This is a genomic window from Dysgonomonas sp. UBA7630, from assembly GCF_002483985.1.
GTDB lineage: Bacteria > Bacteroidota > Bacteroidia > Bacteroidales > Dysgonomonadaceae > Dysgonomonas.
Genome location: NZ_DLIY01000007.1, coordinates 27,857 through 45,566, shown reverse-complemented (window position 1 = coordinate 45,566; position 17,710 = coordinate 27,857). Strand labels below are relative to the sequence as shown.

Genomic DNA, 17,710 nt, shown 5'->3' with positions numbered 1-17,710 from the left:
CCCGGAACATAAGATTATTTTTGAAACCGCTCTCTCTACCCTCCGCAAACAAATTGGATTCATACCTATCGGTTACGAACTTCTACCCGAAAAATTCACAATGCCCGAATTAAGAAGTATCTACGAGGCAATATTAGGAAGAGAACTAGACCGAAGAAACTTCCAGCGCAAAATGCTCTCTATTGGCTTTATAAAGGCACTGAATGAAACACGAAAAGTGGGAGCCCACAAATCGCCCAATTTGTACTCTTTCGACAAGAAAAAATATGAAGAAGCCGAAAGACTTGGAATTCAGTTAATGAGCAACAATTTGTAATCGTAAAATAAGGAAATAACCCAGAATATTAATTTATAATTATTCAGCAAAACCGAAGTCCAGAAGGGATTGCCTCACATCAGAAGAAATATCAGCATTTATTTTATAAGCAAAATACTCTCTGCGCAAAGGATAGTTATTTCGTTGCTGCTTGAAAGTCGCAGGAGATGCTTTTAGTCTTTCGAAGTCAGACATGGGGTCGTATGTATGCAATATAGCATCAAAGAGAGGATTATCGGAGTTTTTTAGTCCTGTGAGATCTATTATAGGGTTTACAGGATCAGGCGCTATTATGCGAGACAGGGGCTCTTTGCTCATCCCATAAAAATCTGCAACGGATTCTAGAGACATACGTGTTGCATTGGCTTTTCCGTCTGCCGAATAACCTGCTATATGCGGAGTGGCAATATCAACCATCTCCATGTATTCAAGGTCTATATCGGGTTCTTTTTCCCAGCAATCGATAATTGCTCCCGATATAAGGTTGTTAGCTATAGCTATTTTTATAGCCGCTGTATCTACAATCGCACCTCTGGCCGAATTTATTATAATCGGCTGTCTCTTGAGAGACAAAAAGAACTCGGTATCTGCTAAATGATAAGTCTTATATTCGCCTTCCTTTGTTAAAGGAGTATGAAAAGTGATAATATCAGCTTTATCTATTATTTCATCCAGACTGACAAATAAATCTCTCTGCTCGGCTTTTTGACGTGGTGGGTCATTTAGCAGAACCTTCATACCTAACATTTCGCAAGCTTTCGCTACCTTTTTCCCTACGTTGCCAACACCAACAATACCTATCGTTTTATCTTTGAGTTCAAAGCCTTTCTGGCGGGAGATTCTTATCAATGAAGAAACGATATATTGCTGCACTGAACCGGAATTGCACCCCGGAGCATTATGCCACACGATATCATGTGCATCACAGTAATCGGTGTCGATATGATCATAGCCAATAGTAGCGGAGCATATAAGCTTTACATTTGTATTTTTTAGTATTGCTTCGTCAAAGCGAGTAACAGTACGCACGATTAAAGTATCAGCCTCTTTGATCGCATTGTGAGTAAAAGCAGCTCCATCGAGGTAAGTAACGTCTCCGTAATATTCGGCCACACCTTTGAGATAGGGTATATTTTTGTCAGCTATTATTTTCATTTGTAAGAGTATGAAATGTATTTTCTATAGAATCTATTTCATCTATATTTTTATCTATCAACAACTTTCCTTTATCTAAAAAGATCACACGAGAGCAAATAGATTTTACATCAAATAAAATATGAGTAGAAAAAAGTATCATCTTATCTTTCGACAGTTCCTTGAAAAGAGTATTGAAACTTTCGCGTTGATTGGGGTCTAAGCCGGAAGTAGCTTCATCCAAGATAAGAAATTCAGGGTTATGAACCAATGCCTGAGCAATACCAACTCGTTGACGATTTCCTTTTGAAAGAGCCTTTATTTTTTTCTTGTACTCTTTCTCCAGTCCGGTTTGTTCAATAACACGAGAAACAGCATCGTGCCCTACATTATAGATTCCTGCAACATACTCCAGATATTCTTTTACGTACATATCTTCGTATAAAGGATTGTCTTCCGAGAGGTACCCTATACGTTTTTTAACCGCTAAAGGATTAGAACGAATATCTTCTCCTGAAAAAGTCACTCGCCCCTTATCTGCAAGTATACCACCTGCAAGAATTTTCATCAAGGTAGATTTTCCCGCACCATTTACTCCGAGAAGCCCTACTATATCGCCTTTCTGTATCGAAAAATTCACATCAGTTAAGGCTACCTGATCTCCATACGTTTTGGATATGTGTTCTATTTGTATCAAATGGATAATTGTTATGATTGTGTAAAAATAATAAATCTCCTCGGAATATTCCGGGGAGATTTACATTTATAATTTAGACACTGCCTTTTAACCTGCTACTGGAGAATAAGATCTTGATTGCAATTCCTTATCCATTGTATAGATTCCAAAACCGTTATCTTTAATCATTTTCAACGCATCGATATAACCTTGTGCTGTAGCCTCTTCCTCTACTTGTTCGTCTACAAACCACTTCAACATACTTTCGGTAGCATAGTCTTTTTCTTCCTTAGCCAACGCCACCAAGTCATTGATTCTCCCTGTTACGATCTTTTCATGTCTCAAAGTTTCTTCAAATGCATGAAGAGGAGATTCCCAAGTCAAATCCACCTTTTCAATTGGCTTCAATTCTACTTTTGCGCCTCTATCAGTAACGTATTTGAAAAATTTCATTGCGTGATCTTGTTCTTCCTTAAACTGGATTTCGAACCAGTTTGCAAAACCCGGTTTTCCGTCTGCTGCAAAATAAGCAGCCATAGACAGATATAAATATGCTGACCAAAATTCAGCATTGATTTGTGCATTTAATGCAGCTTCTAGTTTTTTACTTAACATAATTGATGATATTTTTGATGTTAGTTTATTCTTTCAACACTTGTGTAATGGCAATTGTTCAATAGTTCGTCTAATACACAAATATGTTATGCAATATTACAAAATATAATTATTATTTCAAAAACTATTTATAATCATTAATGAGTTATCGAAAAAACCTATTATGTAATATCGGATCAACGACAAAAGACCTGTAGATATAAAAAACAAAAGAAGTGACCTATTCGGTCACTTCTTTGCGGAAGCGGGGGCTTGTGAACCACACCTATCAACCATATATTATTCAATACTTTACTTGATCAGATCGCTTTGAGGTGAACACTTTAGGAGAAGCTAATTGACAGCTATTGGCTGTTCTTTGTCCGCTATTGAATAGTGTTATTTTCCTATCGACAAATATAGTGTATTTTTATAAAAATCATGCTCATTTATTATCTAATCCATCCATTCTTTCTTCGAGAAGCTTTATCAATTTATCTAAAAATAAAGTACGGCTACCTTTACGTTCTCGAATTTCCAGAAACGTGTGATAGAAGTCACCCAAATTGATATTGAAAACAGTTTCAATATATTCCGCTAGCTCTTTTATATTCGTATTGCCATTATTGAAACAACCTGCGTTATCCCATGCGTAAATCTGCTCAACAAGTTCTGCTTTTTTAGCAGTCCATGTCAGTCTTGCCTTTGGCAAATTAAATGAGTCTTGAATATTGGATTCGAGATTACTAATATGTAGGAGTTTATTGTTTACATATACCGTTAATCTCTCATTGGCAATCATCTTCGAAACCTTAAAATCAAAGCTCGTAGAGAATTTAGAGTCCCTTTCAAAGTAGAAGCAATCCTGTATTAACTGAATATCTGGCTTACCTCTTAGAAAGTAATATTTATCAAGGTGGGTACTTCCTGAACGATAATATTGATAGAAGTCAGCATTATTATCGAAAAAATACTTTATGCGTCCTAAAATTCCTTCTAAATAATTTTTGCGATCGATGCAACTTCCGGTGGGCATTCGCATTTCCAGATTATATATCTTTCTATGGTAAATTAGAATGCTAAAAAGTTGAGGTTTCGTCTCTTTAAAAAAGATGATTTCATCAAGCGGACTTTTAAATGTATAATTTGAAACAAATTCTTTTAATTCATCAAATGTAGACTCCAATAATGAAATAATACTAATAGATTTCTGAAAGATATTACATTCCTCAGAATCAATAAGCTGAATTTCTTTATTGATATTTTCTTTTATATTGCGAATAAATTGCTCCATTGTATTATTGTATTCTGTTTTTTATGTATTAGATACCTATTTTAGACTAGTCGAAGAAAGAATAAGTCATAATAATCGCTCAAACCTATAATTAGTTCATATAGGACATGTCTCCAACAATAGCTATTACAGAGATAAGGCTATAGCCAGACCTCCTTGTTTTCCATTATAAAAAGGGCTAAAAGAGATTTGTTTGCTAAATGTACCTTTGTTCATAAACTTCCTCTGCAAATAGGGATAAAGCCAGTAAGCAGCCTTGGTGCTTAGAATACCGAGTCCGGCTCCCACAATAACATCTGCAAACCAATGTTTGTCATTATATAAACGAAATATCCCTGTTCCGGTTGCAATGGTGTAGCCTGTTATGCCATACCATATTGAAACATCTTTATATTCCTGCCAAAGAAATTCTGCACCCATAAAAGCTACCGCTGTATGACCTGAGGGAAAAGAGTTTTTCGCTGATTTATCTGGTCTCTCTATCTTTGTTGAATACTTTATCGTATTTACTGATGCTGCCATAAAAAGAGTAGATATTCCTAGAATAAAGGTTCTGTCTTTAAAATTATTTTTACCTTTTATCCCCATTAAATTCAGTGCGTATACACTTCCTGCCGGAACATATTGAGAAATGTCATCTATGGTAAACTTCGAATCAATATGTTCTGTTACTTCATGCTTTACCTGCCTGTTAAGCAAATAATTATGCTCTATAGCTGTTTCAAATACACCATAAGCAATTAAAGCCGAAGGAATAATTAATTGCTTATATGAAAACTTAAGCTGTTTTACAGGTTTTATCTTGTCAGAAATGACTGTATCTACAGAAATTAAATTAGTAGAAGGTATATCACTGCCCTGAATCGAAAAATCGATGATTGGGTAGTTGCTTTGTAGTGTATCATTATCTACTGTATCCGCTTTTACCGATTGAAATAAGAGCAAGAAGAAGACAATACAAACCGATATGTTATTCATTGTTTTTTTATAAAAATAAGATTCGCTTGGCTGAGCTAAAGAGTTGTGTTCAGCCAAACGAAATTTTGAAAAATTACTTTCTGAAAATATAATTAGCTATAATCCATGTGTTAAACCCAAACACTACCATATATGGAATCGGATTAAAATGATTTGGACAATGTTCACTCTTACATCTGAAGAATATAAGCCATACAATTATTCCCATCAAAGCACCTATAGATATACTTATCAGAGAAAGATATCTTTTTATAATGGGATTCAGTTTTGATGGAGTTTCTTTTCTTGCTGCTAATCTTCTTATACGTCTCTTTTTACTCATGACGATAATAGTGTTAGTTACAAGACTTTCAGAACCTCATTTTTAATATTCTGACCGCATTTAGTATTGCTAGCAGAGAGACCCCAACATCAGCAAAGACCGCTTCCCACATGGTAGCCAAACCAAAACCACCTAAAATAAGTACAATCAGTTTAACCGAGAATGCCAATACTATATTCTGTATGACAACTTGCCTTGTAGCTTTAGCTATTTTAATCGAAGTTGCTATTTTGGATGGTTGATCTGTCTGAATGATTACATCGGCCACTTCGATAGCAGCATCACTCCCCATTCCTCCCATTGCTATTCCAACATCACTTAATGCCAGTGAGGGAGCATCATTTATTCCATCTCCGACAAAAGCAATGACATTATTCTTTTCTGTTTTCAGTTCCTCTATATGACGAACCTTATCTTCAGGTAAGAGGTCCCCATAGGCACTGTCAATACCAAGGCTGGATGCTACATTATTCGTTATGGAAGATTTATCCCCACTCAACATTACAACTTGTTTGATTCCAGATAAATGCATATCTGAAATAGCAGCCTGTGCATCATCTTTTACCTCATCCGCTATTGTTATATAGCCCGCATATTCTTCATTAATAGCTGCAATCACAATAGTCTCAACTATAAATTCAATTGTTCTGTCATAAGAGATATTAAATTTCTGCATCAACTTAGCATTGCCCACCAATACTTCTTCTCCATTTACGATCCCTTTAAGTCCATGCCCTGATATTTCTTCCACATCTGTAGCTGTATAATTATCTGAATCCTTTGCAAATTGAACAATTGCTCTAGCAATGGGATGATTTGAGAATTTCTCTATGGCAGCAACAATAGCGACAAATTCCTCTTGCTTATCTTCATCGACCGACGCAACTTTCTGCACATTGAACACACCTTTGGTCAAAGTACCTGTTTTATCCATCACGACTGTATTGACCTTAGTCATTAAATCGAGATAGTTAGCTCCCTTGAAGAGTATGCCTGCTTTAGAAGCTGCTCCGATTCCGCCGAAATAGCCTAATGGGATAGAAATAACTAATGCACATGGGCAGGAGATTACCAAGAATACCAATGCACGGGATAACCATTCGCTAAATATATAGTCGCTCACCACAAAATAAGGAATGACTGTTATAAAGAGAGCTAACAGGAATACAATCGGAGTATATATCTTGGCAAATTTACGGATCAATAACTCTGTCTTTGCTTTTCGGGAAGTTGCATCTTGCACCATTTCTAGGATTCTGGCAAGAGAACTATCCTGATACTTTTTAGCAACCTTTATTTCGATCACTTTATCAAGATTCAACATTCCTGCTAGTACAGTTTCACCGGCTGAAATAGTTTTCGGTTTGCTTTCCCCTGTTAATGCTGCTGTATTAAAGCTTGCTGATGATGTAAGCATTATTCCATCCAAAGGGACTTTCTCTCCGGCTTTTACCTGAATAACTTCGTCAATTTCCACTTCTTCAGGAGATATTGTTTGATATGAATCATTTCTATAAACAGTTGCTGTGTCAGGACGTACATCAAGCAATGCCTTAATGTTTCTTTTGGCTCTATTCACAGCCGAATCTTGAAACAATTCACCAATCGTATAAAATACCATTACAGCTACTCCTTCGGGATATTCGCCTATAATGAAAGCTCCAAGTGTAGCCATCCCCATAAGTGTAAACTCAGTAAAGAAATCCTTTTCCTTGATCGTTTCAACGGCTTCCCTAAAAACGGGAAAGGCAACAGGGATGTAAGCTATAATATACAACCCTAAACGAAGATAGCCGTTAAATATATCTGGAATAAAATTATCCATCGTAATACCAACAAGTAGCATAAGTAAACTTATTGAAACCGGGATATACTGCTTCCAGTTATTTTCAAACATCTGCGACTCGGTAGAGTCGCAAGATGTGCATTTATAATTATTCTCTGTATTCATTGCTATAAGTATTTAATAATACATTTCACTCGTAGAGCTATTCAACTCAAGATAGAGTATTTCATTTTTGTAAATGAACTGGATCTTATTCTCTCGAGATAACCATCCTAATGCCAAACATATGTTTTTATCATTATATCCGGTCAATTCCCCTATTTGTCTTACGGATAATGCTCCTTCATTAGACAATAATTGCCATATTACTCCGGCATTTATTCCAATATCATTTTTCAACATCTTGACTCTATTTTAAAAATTAATAACTAATCAAGAAGCCACCTGTCATCAGGCAATCCGGTTCTGACTCTGATTGCTCTTTCAACATCAGAGACATAGATTATACCGTCTCCTGAATTACCTGTTTTACCATATGTTGATATTATCGTAATTATTTTATCCACATCATCATTGTTACACACTATCTCAATCTTCGCAACTTTACTATTGGTAAGTGCAAAATTCATGGATAAAGAAGCATCTTCACTTTTTAAATGCCCTGTGCCTTCAGCCATTGAAACAGTAAGATTTGGAAATCCTGCATAAAGTAGTTCTCTTAGAATATCATTAACCTTAAACGGTTTAATAAAAGCTTTTATCTCTTTCATGTGATTTTATTATTTAATGTTTCAAAAAGATTAATGACCATGTTCACCATGATCTGTACTCATAGATGCTAAATAAAATGCATTAGCTTTAACGATAGTCACACCCTCTTCCAGTTTATTTACCGGAGTTATCTGTGTATATCCTAGTTCGCTTATACCTGTCAATACCTCAATCCTTTCAAAATGATAAGTTTTTACACCTTCTTCATTAGCTTCTTTCTCTAACACAAATATGTATTTCTTTCCTTCATTGCTGATAATGGCATCATTGGGTACAGCATCAGTTTTTTGTTTTCCAACATTAATCAATCCGGTAACATACATACCCGGAATCAATTTGATATCTGTCTTACCTTTTATATTTGCATGAACGATAATTGCCTTGGTATCCCCTTCGAAAGACTTGTTGATTTCATAAATCTCACCTTTCAGATTAACACCGGGTTGGTTGGTGAGGGTAATATCCACTTCCTGTCCGATTCTTACCATATTAATATCTTTTTCAAAGACTTTAACATCGCAGTGTATACCTGCATTATCGGTAATACTCATTAGTGGTGTTTGCATATCGACATAACTTCCGGTACTGATATTGATTTTGCTGACAGTTCCTGAAATAGGCGTTTTTATCGGAATTTGAGTAACCATATTACCTGAAGAAACCTGTTCGGGGCTAATGGATAATTGTCTTAGCTGCTTTTCCAAACCTGTTAGCTGCGCTTTAGTTATCTCGTAATTAGCTGTTGCCTGCTGCAAAGTTTTTTCAACCCCTGCACCTTGAGTGGATAAATCTTTTTGTCTTCTGTATTCTTGATCGGCAATCAATGCCTCTTTTTTAGTTGTCAGATAATTCTTTTGCAACTCCACTATTTCCGTATTTTCGAGATAGGCTACAGCTTGTCCGGCACTCACGGCTCGACCTTCAATCACCATTACCTGTTTGATGATCCCTCCTAACAAAGAGGTTACCTCCGCTTTTTTCTGTGGATCCAAGGCCATTTCGCCATTTACTCGAATAATACTATTTAAGTCTCTCTGTTCAATTTTGCCAAGTTGAATATCCACAGCTTTCATTTGTGATTCGGTTAGCTCTACTTCTACCGATTCGCCACCATGAGATTCTTCTGTACCTTCTTTTTCTTTTTCAGCCTCATTTTTAGGCTTCTGTCCACATGACCCTAAAAATATAAGAGACAAAGCAATTATCGCTATATATATTGTTTTCATAATTTTTTGTTATTTATTTCCTTGCAGGTAGTTTAACATAATGATTGTTTGATTGTAGTCATTGATAGCATTTGCATATAGCAAATGTATCTCTACTGCGGTCTTTAAATTCTGGATATACTCGACATAATCTATTTCTCCTTTTTCATATGAAACCTGTGATATCCGTGTTATATCTTCTGCTTGTTTGCTGCCACGAAGTGAATAATAGTCCAAAGCATTTTTAGCCTTGGTATATTCATTCAGATAAGTCTGATAATTCTTACGCATAGTAAGCATAACCTCTTCCTGCTGAACCCTTGCTATTTCGACTTCTCTTTTAGCAGCTTTTGTTTTGGCTCTTTGTTCTCCAAAAAATAGAGGAACACTTATTCCTACTTCAAATCCCATGAAATTACCTTTGTCAAAACGTTCTCTTTGTAAATCATACGGGTTAAAACCTTTTATAAGAAACTGGTTTTTCAATGCAAAATTGAAACTGGGCAGATATCCTTGTTTAATCACACTGAGGTTCTTTTCGCTTATGATCTTTTTATTAGCATAAACCTCTCCAAGTGGTGTTTGCTCCGGATTGAAATCATTAAAAGGATAGACTGCATCCAAAACAGTCAGAGTCGGCTCAACAGGTTCGACTGCCTCATCCGTATTCATCCAGCGTTGTAAGATTAGTTGTATGCTCTGATAATTCTTTTCAGCCTTTTGTAACTCAATTCTGTTTTCATTATAGAGTCGTTCAGCATTCATCTGTTCCAAACGTCCTGTTTCCCCTGATTTCAACTTTGCATTGGCGAGGAATAAGAATTTACCATAAATACGGTCCTGTTCCTGTAATATTTTGATATTTTCCTTTGCATAAAGCAATTGATAATATGTTGCTGATATTTCTTTTACAAGTTCATTGCGTGTAACGTCCAAATTACTTCGTTCCAGATTCGTTTCGGCTTTCAATAAGCCTCTGCGAGAACCATACACTGTAGGGAACTCAAAACTTTGGCTTAATGATATGCTATTATCAGGGCTTCCTCCTGATGTTGGGTCCTGACTTAACGAAAAGCTTGTTTTATCAATATTAAAAGCTGTGCCTTGCAAGTCTTTTGCTCTTTCAATTGAGATACGACCCGACTTCATGGTCAGGTTGTTATCTATTGCCGATTGAATGCATTCCTCCAATGATTTTGTTGTATTTTGCCCAAATAAAGACGGAGCTAAAACAACAGTCATTGTTATGAATACAATAGTCGATATTATTATTTTTGTTTTCATTCCTGTTTATTTTTAGTAAATGTTTTATAGATAGAAGGTAACACAACCAATGTTAGAGCCGTTGCAGTTAATAATCCTCCTATTACCACTGTTGCGAGAGGCCTTTGCACTTCGGCTCCATCGCCTGTAGATAAAGCCATTGGTAAGAATCCTAATGATGCGACAAGCGCAGTCATAATTACCGGACGAAGGCGCAGCATACACCCTTCGATTACTCTCTCACGAATGTTTGTCATCCCTTCTTTTTCAAATATGTTGAATTGCCCAATCAGAACAATGCCATTTAATACCGCAACACCGAACAGAGCTATAAACCCGACACCTGCCGAAATACTGAAAGGCATGTCACGTAACCATAGAGCCCAGATACCTCCAATAGCCGAAAGTGGTATGGCAGAGAATACAAACAAGGACTCTTTTACACTTTTCAATGTGGCATATAGAAGAAAGAGTATTAATAACAATGCTAATGGAACGGCAACCATCAATCTGTCTTTTGCTTCTTTCAGATTTTGAAATTGTCCTCCGTATGTATAATAATATCCTGCCGGTAGTTTGAATTCTTTGTCTAATATATTCTGAATATCAAACACAGTGCTTTGGACATCACGTCCTCTGACATTAAATCCGACATAAATTCGTCTCTCTCCATTTTCGCGTGTTACCTGTGCAGGTGCATCTTCATATTTAATTTCAGCCACTTGAGAAAGAGGGATTGTTCCTCCTGATGAAAGGGGCAGATATAGATTTTCTAATGAAGAGATATTATTTCTCAGATCATTATCCATTCTTAATACTAAATCAAATCTACGGTCTTCCTCAAACACATATCCAGCCTCATTTCCGGCAAATGCTGTTTTAAGTACCATATTGGCATCTTTGACTGATATACCATATTTCGCTAATTGATCTCGATTATAAGTAACCTGAACCTGTGGTAATCCGGTAACTTTTTCAACAAACGGATCACTTACTCCATCTACTTTTTTTATCAAAGAGGCTATCTTATTGGCTGATGAGCTAAGTACTTCCAGGTCATTCCCATAAATTTTAATGGCTACATCCTGTTTAATACCTGTCACTAACTCATTGGTTCGCATCTGTATCGGCTGTGTCATTTCCACTCCTAATCCGGGTATCTCTCCGATAGCTTTTTCCATCTTCTCCATCAGCTCCTCTTTGGTTTTGGCTGATGTCCATTCTTTTTTAGGAATTAAAGCAATCATCATATCCGCTCGTTCAATAGGCATCGGATCAGTTGGAATTTCGGCACTACCAATACGGCTTACGGCTTGTTTTACTTCAGGAAACTGTTCTTTGAGTATTTTTTCAGCTTGAGAACAGCTTTTAATCATCTGTGACAAGGATGTTCCCTGAGCCATACTTATTTCTGCCGCAAAGTCGCCTTCTTCGAGATTAGGTATAAATTCGCCACCCATTCTATTAAACATGAATACACTGACTGCAAACAGTGCAACCATACTTATGATTAGAGTTTTGCTCCAATTCAAGCTTTTGGTTATAATAGGACGATAGAAATTGTTAAGCTTATCCATTAGCTTATCTGAGATATTCCGCTTGTGCTCAGTTTTCTTACTTAAAAACAACGCACTTGCCATAGGCACATAAGTTAGAGATAGAATAAATGCACCCAATATGGCAAAGAACACTGTCATAGCCATTGGCTTGAACATCTTACCTTCTATACCGACCAAAGTGAAAAGTGGAATATAAACAATCATGATAATGATTTCTCCAAATGCGGCACTATTCCTTATTTTAGAAGCTGAATCAAATACTTCCTGATCCATTTCTGCCTGTGTCAGCAACCTCCCTTTATATCGGTCTTTCATGACTCCTATATGATGACAGACGGCCTCGACAATGATGACCGCCCCATCCACAATCAATCCGAAGTCGATAGCTCCGAGGCTCATCAGGTTTCCACTTACACCAACNNACCAAACACACGCATCATACCAAATGCAAACAGCATAGATAGTGGTATTACGGAAGCTACTACCAATCCGGCTCTGTAATTCCCTAAGAAAAGTACAAGAATGAAGATAACGATCAATCCTCCCTCTATCAGGTTTTTGGTAATAGTATTCGTTACTCTGTCTACCAATTGTGTCCTGTCAATAAACGGCTCAATAATGACTCCCTCCGGTAAGCTCTTTTGTACCTGAGCCATACGCTCTTTTACATTTTTTATTACCTCTTGAAAGTTTTCACCCTTCAACATCAGGGTAATACCTGCAACAACTTCTCCGTCTCCATTTCGGGTTACAGCACCATAGCGTGTTGCATTTCCATACTGTACTTTTGCTACATCCCGAACAAGGATAGGAGTACCATTGACTGTTTTAATCGGTATTTTTTCTATATCTTCCAAAGACTTGACAATACCTAACCCTCGTATGAAATACTGATTACTGTATTGTTCAATGTAGCTCCCTCCTGTATTTTCGTTATTGTTTTCAAGTGCAGTATACAATTCAGGGATTGTTATATTTACAGCATTGAGTTTATCCGCATTAATGGCTATCTCGTATTGTTTTACAAAACCTCCCCAGCCACTTATCTCTGCTACACCTTCTGTGCCTGAGAGTTGCTTTCTAACGATCCAATCCTGCATGGTACGCAAGTCAGATATACTGTATTTATCCTCATAGCCTTCTTTTGCCCGTATTGTATAGTGATAGATCTCTCCTAATCCGGTAGATATAGGAGCTAAACTAATCTTACCTACTCCTTGAGGAATAACTTCCTCCGCTTCTTTTAGTTGCTGGTCTACCTGCTGACGTGCCCAATAAATGTCAGCATCTTCTTTAAATACAATGGTTATAACGGATAAGCCACTTCGGCTGATACTTCTTCTTTCTATAACTTTGGGAATATTGGCTAAAGCCATTTCTAAGGGAGTAGTAATAAACTGCTCCACTTCCTGTGCTCCTAAGGATGGAGCCTGAGTAATGACCTGCACCTGATTATTGGTGATATCAGGGGTAGAGTCGAATGGTAATTGAGACAGGGAATAAGTCCCCCAAATAATGAGGGCTACAGTCATGACTCCAATTACCAATTTATTCTCTATCGAGAATTTAATCAGTTTTTGAAACATAATTTGAATATTAAAATATAACAATAGGATTGTACGATACATCTACCTTTAGACGTATCAAATTGGATACAAGAATGTTATATTTTAAGCCTTAGGGGGTCTCCAAAGACTATCCAGATGAGATGAAGTTTGGTTTTCATTATAAATAGCAATCTTCTTGACCGGAGTACTATCTATATTTCGCAGGTCAAAGCTATTTTTTGCTATAAAATTGGGATTGTGAAAGCTGGAACATGCGCAAAACGGAGTACATATTTCCTGAGCAGTATCGCTTTCACTATGAGCTGTTGAAACTTGTTCTGTCTTATCTTGTAAAGAATCTATAGTCTGTATATTGCAATTGCATGGAAGCAAGGCAAGACACAGAAAATAAATACTTATTATAAAGACAAATGGTCTCATTTTGTTTTTCTTTATGCTACAAATATAAAAATAAATTTATGCAACTCAGTTGCAGACTTCTATTATTTGTTAAAGAAAGGTTTTAAGTTTGTATATTTATTGAAAAAAGGATTGTAGATAACAAATATCATGAATTAATGAGCTTATTACACTGGCCGCAATATCCTTTAATTACAAGATTTACACTTTCTATTTGCATAACGGGTGATAATTGAAATCCGGGAATAGATATATTATCCAGGCAAAATGCCTTTTTGCAATAATTACAATAAAAATGAGCGTGCATATCTTCAATGCTGCAATGGCAATCTCGACTACATACAGAATACTTAACAGAACCTGAGCCATCATCGAAGCTATGTATTAATTGATGCTCATGAAATAAATGTATTGCTCTTGATATTGTAGATTTATCTATCGTGTCAAGTTGAGATTCTAAATCTGACAAACTAAATGCTCTGTCAAATTCAAGCATAGCTTTTAGTACCAGTATGCGAATAGCTGTTGGTTTTATATCCCGCTCTTCTAATAAATTTACAAAAAGACTGTTCATAATGCAGTATTTTATAATATAGAGTTTATAAAGTTATATCTTTTATTGAAAAAACTCCTCCTCTTTCTGGCTTTATTCTTCACATGCTCTCATTACATATTTCTAAACAAAAAGGATACTTTACATTTTATATGTTATATTTTTGTGTTTAATAAAAACGTATCTATATATCATACAATATTATGAAAACTCCTAAACAAGCTTTAAATCCAGCATTTTTAAAACAAAAACCGGATCGCAAAGAAATAGAATTGTTTAAACAAGAGTTTATTTCTCTGTTGGATAAAATAAACGATACTGAATCGGAGGAGTTTCATAAAAACCTAATTATAGATTTCCTAAATTCCGTTTACTATAAAAACAATCACTATATTAATACATATGGTAGAACAGATTTAGTTATTCATAACGAGAAAGATACTAAATCACCTGTTGGCGTCTTGATAGAAGTAAAGAAGCCAACTAACAAGAGTGAAATGATCAGCAAAGAAAACCTCAATGCTAAAGCATTTCAAGAATTGGTTCTTTATTATCTCAGAGAACGTAAGGCAAACAAGAATCTAGAACTACGATATTTAATTATTACGAATATCAACGAGTGGTTTATTTTTGATGCTCAAGACTTCAAAAAACTATTCTATGATGATAAGAAATTTGTAGACTTATTTGAACAATTCCAAAATAAACGTTCGGATGATTCATCTACAAACCACTTTTACAAGGAGATCGCATCGCCTCAAATAGAGAAAGTGAAAGATCAAATCCCATATACTCATTTTGATATTAGGGATTATGATAAAATTATGCGTAATAAGGATAAGGAGGACGATAGAAAACTAATTGCTCTTTATAAGTTTTTATCTCCGATTCATTTACTCAAACTATCCTTTGCTAAAGATTATAATGAGTTAAACAAAGAGTTTTATGCAGAGCTTTTACATATACTTGGCTTAGAAGAGGTCAAAGAAAAGTCTCAAAAATTTATTGTTCGAAAGTCTCAAGGAAAAAGGGATAATGGTTCAATTATTGAAAATGCGATAAACGAATTAGATGCGATGGATAAATTATCTATGCTATCTAACATAAAACAATATGGAAACACCTATGAGGACCAATTATATAATGTAGCTCTAGACTTAAGCATTACGTGGGTCAATCGAGTCCTGTTTTTAAAATTGCTAGAAGCTCAAATTATTAAATATCACGACGGGAATAAAAAATATTCTTTTCTTTCAACTGATAAAATTGAAGGGTATGATGATTTAAATAGTTTATTCTTTCAAATATTAGCTCGCAAAGAAGACGAGCGGCGAGATGGAAATTTAAAAGAAAAATTCTCTCATGTTCCATATCTGAATAGCTCTCTTTTCGAACCAACGGAATTAGAGGGTTATACTATTGCGATTAGCGGACTTCAAGATAAAGCAAAAATAGAATTATACTCTAAATCTGTATTGAAGATTAAAGGACAAGTTGATAAGAGGCTTACTCCTTTAGAATACTTATTGAAATTTCTTGATGCCTATGATTTTAGCAGTGAAAGTTCAGAAGATATACAAGAGGAAGATAAAGCATTGATATCAGCGTCTGTTCTTGGATTGATCTTTGAAAAAATAAACGGATACAAAGATGGCTCTTTCTTTACTCCAAGCTTTGTTACTATGTTTATGTGTAGGGATACTATAACTCGCACTGTTATACAAAAATTTAATGAGACTAAAGGTTGGGAATGCAAAACAATCATAGATCTACATAATAAAATCTCAGATATAAAAGAAGCGAATGAGATATTCAATTCTATTCGGTTGTGTGATCCAGCTGTCGGATCAGGTCATTTTTTAGTTTCAAGTCTAAATGAAATGATCTATTTAAAATCAGAACTCGGTATTCTTACGGATAGAGAAGGGAAATTATTAAGAGGCTATAAGATTAGTGTAGAGAATGATGAGTTGATAGTCAGCGATAATGAATATGGTATATTCAAGTACAACCCTCACCATCACGAGAGTCAGCGTGTACAAGAAACATTATTTCATGAGAAGCAAACCATAATTGAAAACTGCCTATTTGGTGTTGACCTTAATCCAAATTCTGTAAAGATCTGTCAACTTCGTCTATGGATCGAACTTTTGAAACATACCTATTACATAACTAAGACCAATAGATTAGAAACTCTACCTAATATTGATATTAATATCAAATGTGGAAATTCATTAATTAGTCGTTTCGGCTTAGACGAAAATTTAAAACCGATTCTTCGAGGGCTGAATATATCGATTTTAGAATATAAAGAGGCTGTTAATAATTATAGGAATGCCCACAATAAGCAAGATAAAAAACGTTTAGAACAATTTATTAAAGAGATTAAAACTAATCTAAAAACTGAAATTAGCAAAAACGATAAGAATAGTAAATCCTTGTTTAAAGCAAAAAAAGAATTATCCGATTTAACAGCACCAGATTTATTTGAGCGAACACCCAAAGAAAAAAAAGCTTTACAAAAGAAAATAGATTTAGCTCAAAATGCTGTTGGAAAATATTCTGCTATTATTGAAGAAATCAAAAATAATAAAATATTTCAAAATGCATTTGAATGGCGTATTGAATTTCCAGAAGTATTAAATGAGGATGGTGATTTTATTGGTTTTGACGCTATCATTGGCAACCCACCGTACATTCAGCTTCAGTCGATGGGAGAGATAACAGATATCTATCAAAAAATGGAATTTGAAACCTTTGAACGTACAGGAGATATCTATTGCTTGTTCTACGAATTAGGAAATAATATTCTTCGAAAAAACTGCTTTTTATCATTCATTACGTCTAATAAATGGATGCGTGCAGGATATGGAGAAAGTATGCGCAGATATTTTGTGGAGCAGACAAATCCTGTATTATTAGTGGACTTTGCAGGTATTAATGTATTTGATGAAGCCACTGTGGATGTGAATATTTTAATGTTCCAGAAGGATAAAAACCGACAACAAACAGAGGCTTGTATTGTCAAAAAGGAAGGTATAAAAGATTTGAGCGTTTTTATTAGACAGAATAGTGTTAATTGTGAGTTTGGAGTAGAAAGCTGGGTAATTTTGAGTTCTCTTGAACAGAGTATAAGGTCTAAGATAGAGTTAGTTGGAACACCTTTGAAGGATTGGGATATCGATATTTATCGAGGTGTTTTAACTGGATATAACGAAGCGTTTATAATTGACAGCGAAACGAAAGAAAAATTAATCAAAGAGGATTCAAAATCTGCTGAAATTATACGACC

General features: G+C 35.4%; 17 protein-coding genes. 2 read left to right on the top strand and 15 right to left on the bottom strand.

The genetic code is table 11. From position 1 onward, the window contains the following. Nucleotides 1-316, top strand: a 316-nt coding sequence (locus B3P17_RS03230) for an NUDIX hydrolase (RefSeq protein ID WP_414647330.1), incomplete at its 5' end; no start/stop codon positions are given. A gap of 39 nt (nt 317-355) precedes the next feature. On the opposite strand, the gene pdxB is transcribed toward B3P17_RS03230, so the two are convergent. The 15 genes from pdxB to B3P17_RS03155 all read right to left on the bottom strand — a co-directional run bounded on the left by pdxB (nt 356) and on the right by B3P17_RS03155 (nt 14,439). Further along, complete coding sequence (pdxB, locus tag B3P17_RS03225) at nt 356-1,471, bottom strand: 4-phosphoerythronate dehydrogenase PdxB (RefSeq protein WP_252638438.1); 1,116 nt, start codon at nt 1,469-1,471, stop codon at nt 356-358. Further along, on the bottom strand, nt 1,455-2,147 hold the full coding sequence (locus B3P17_RS03220; protein ID WP_252638437.1) for an ABC transporter ATP-binding protein: 693 nt from the start codon (nt 2,145-2,147) through the stop codon (nt 1,455-1,457). The genes pdxB and B3P17_RS03220 overlap by 17 nt, the downstream gene beginning before the upstream one ends. 87 nt (nt 2,148-2,234) lie before the next feature. After that, nucleotides 2,235-2,741 carry a ferritin gene (locus B3P17_RS03215; protein WP_006841958.1) on the bottom strand — a complete coding sequence of 169 codons (507 nt, stop codon included), beginning with the start codon at nt 2,739-2,741 and terminating at the stop codon, nt 2,235-2,237. A gap of 424 nt (nt 2,742-3,165) precedes the next feature. Then, nucleotides 3,166-4,014 (bottom strand): RteC domain-containing protein, encoded by an 849-nt coding sequence (locus tag B3P17_RS03210; RefSeq protein ID WP_006801096.1) that lies wholly within the window; start codon nt 4,012-4,014, stop codon nt 3,166-3,168. A gap of 126 nt (nt 4,015-4,140) precedes the next feature. Next, the gene (locus B3P17_RS03205) at nt 4,141-4,992 is read right to left on the bottom strand and encodes a phosphatase PAP2 family protein (RefSeq protein ID WP_006801095.1); all 852 of its coding nucleotides are present in this window, start codon (nt 4,990-4,992) and stop codon (nt 4,141-4,143) included. A gap of 73 nt (nt 4,993-5,065) precedes the next feature. After that, nucleotides 5,066-5,314, bottom strand: a complete 249-nt coding sequence (locus B3P17_RS03200) for a hypothetical protein (protein ID WP_006801094.1) — start codon at nt 5,312-5,314, stop codon at nt 5,066-5,068. A gap of 28 nt (nt 5,315-5,342) precedes the next feature. After that, nucleotides 5,343-7,211 carry a heavy metal translocating P-type ATPase gene (locus tag B3P17_RS03195; RefSeq protein ID WP_306540389.1) on the bottom strand — a complete coding sequence of 623 codons (1,869 nt, stop codon included), beginning with the start codon at nt 7,209-7,211 and terminating at the stop codon, nt 5,343-5,345. A 66-nt stretch (nt 7,212-7,277) separates the two neighbouring features. Continuing rightward, complete coding sequence (locus B3P17_RS03190; RefSeq protein ID WP_006801092.1) at nt 7,278-7,502, bottom strand: winged helix-turn-helix domain-containing protein; 225 nt, start codon at nt 7,500-7,502, stop codon at nt 7,278-7,280. A 26-nt stretch (nt 7,503-7,528) separates the two neighbouring features. Next, on the bottom strand, nt 7,529-7,870 hold the full coding sequence (locus tag B3P17_RS03185; RefSeq protein ID WP_006801091.1) for a P-II family nitrogen regulator: 342 nt from the start codon (nt 7,868-7,870) through the stop codon (nt 7,529-7,531). A gap of 30 nt (nt 7,871-7,900) precedes the next feature. Further along, a complete protein-coding gene (locus B3P17_RS03180; RefSeq protein WP_006801090.1) occupies nt 7,901-9,097 on the bottom strand; it encodes an efflux RND transporter periplasmic adaptor subunit in 1,197 nt (398 codons plus the stop codon). 9 nt (nt 9,098-9,106) lie between these two features. Further along, nucleotides 9,107-10,360, bottom strand: a complete 1,254-nt coding sequence (locus B3P17_RS03175; protein WP_006801089.1) for a TolC family protein — start codon at nt 10,358-10,360, stop codon at nt 9,107-9,109. Continuing rightward, entirely contained in the window at nt 10,357-12,297 is a 1,941-nt protein-coding gene (locus B3P17_RS03170) for an efflux RND transporter permease subunit (RefSeq protein WP_291103287.1), read from the bottom strand. Before B3P17_RS03170 ends, B3P17_RS03175 begins: the two co-directional genes overlap by 4 nt. An 11-nt stretch (nt 12,298-12,308) precedes the next feature. Next, nucleotides 12,309-13,430, bottom strand: a complete 1,122-nt coding sequence (locus tag B3P17_RS03165) for an efflux RND transporter permease subunit (protein ID WP_422653387.1) — start codon at nt 13,428-13,430, stop codon at nt 12,309-12,311. Nucleotides 13,431-13,568: 138 nt separating this feature from the next. Then, nucleotides 13,569-13,886 (bottom strand): DUF6660 family protein, encoded by a 318-nt coding sequence (locus tag B3P17_RS03160; protein WP_006801087.1) that lies wholly within the window; start codon nt 13,884-13,886, stop codon nt 13,569-13,571. A 127-nt stretch (nt 13,887-14,013) separates the two neighbouring features. After that, complete coding sequence (locus B3P17_RS03155; RefSeq protein ID WP_006801086.1) at nt 14,014-14,439, bottom strand: Fur family transcriptional regulator; 426 nt, start codon at nt 14,437-14,439, stop codon at nt 14,014-14,016. Nucleotides 14,440-14,621: 182 nt separating this feature from the next. Here B3P17_RS03155 and B3P17_RS03150 point away from each other — a divergent pair. Then, on the top strand, nt 14,622-17,710 hold a 3,089-nt coding region (locus B3P17_RS03150), incomplete at its 3' end, for a DUF7149 domain-containing protein (RefSeq protein ID WP_291103301.1).

Excerpts from the sequence above, each read along its gene's own strand:
- B3P17_RS03210 (WP_006801096.1), bottom strand. The coding sequence starts at position 4,014 with ATGGAGCAATTTATTCGCAATATAAAAGAAAATATCAATAAAGAAATT.
- B3P17_RS03170 (WP_291103287.1), bottom strand. The coding sequence starts at position 12,297 with ATGAGCCTCGGAGCTATCGACTTCGGATTGATTGTGGATGGGGCGGTC.
- B3P17_RS03155 (WP_006801086.1), bottom strand. The coding sequence starts at position 14,439 with ATGAACAGTCTTTTTGTAAATTTATTAGAAGAGCGGGATATAAAACCA.
- B3P17_RS03205 (WP_006801095.1), bottom strand. The coding sequence starts at position 4,992 with ATGAATAACATATCGGTTTGTATTGTCTTCTTCTTGCTCTTATTTCAA.
- B3P17_RS03160 (WP_006801087.1), bottom strand. The coding sequence starts at position 13,886 with ATGAGACCATTTGTCTTTATAATAAGTATTTATTTTCTGTGTCTTGCC.
- B3P17_RS03190 (WP_006801092.1), bottom strand. The coding sequence starts at position 7,502 with ATGTTGAAAAATGATATTGGAATAAATGCCGGAGTAATATGGCAATTA.
- pdxB (WP_252638438.1), bottom strand. The coding sequence starts at position 1,471 with ATGAAAATAATAGCTGACAAAAATATACCCTATCTCAAAGGTGTGGCC.
- B3P17_RS03215 (WP_006841958.1), bottom strand. The coding sequence starts at position 2,741 with ATGTTAAGTAAAAAACTAGAAGCTGCATTAAATGCACAAATCAATGCT.
- B3P17_RS03185 (WP_006801091.1), bottom strand. The coding sequence starts at position 7,870 with ATGAAAGAGATAAAAGCTTTTATTAAACCGTTTAAGGTTAATGATATT.
- B3P17_RS03180 (WP_006801090.1), bottom strand. The coding sequence starts at position 9,097 with ATGAAAACAATATATATAGCGATAATTGCTTTGTCTCTTATATTTTTA.
- B3P17_RS03200 (WP_006801094.1), bottom strand. The coding sequence starts at position 5,314 with ATGAGTAAAAAGAGACGTATAAGAAGATTAGCAGCAAGAAAAGAAACT.
- B3P17_RS03175 (WP_006801089.1), bottom strand. The coding sequence starts at position 10,360 with ATGAAAACAAAAATAATAATATCGACTATTGTATTCATAACAATGACT.
- B3P17_RS03195 (WP_306540389.1), bottom strand. The coding sequence starts at position 7,211 with ATGTTTGAAAATAACTGGAAGCAGTATATCCCGGTTTCAATAAGTTTA.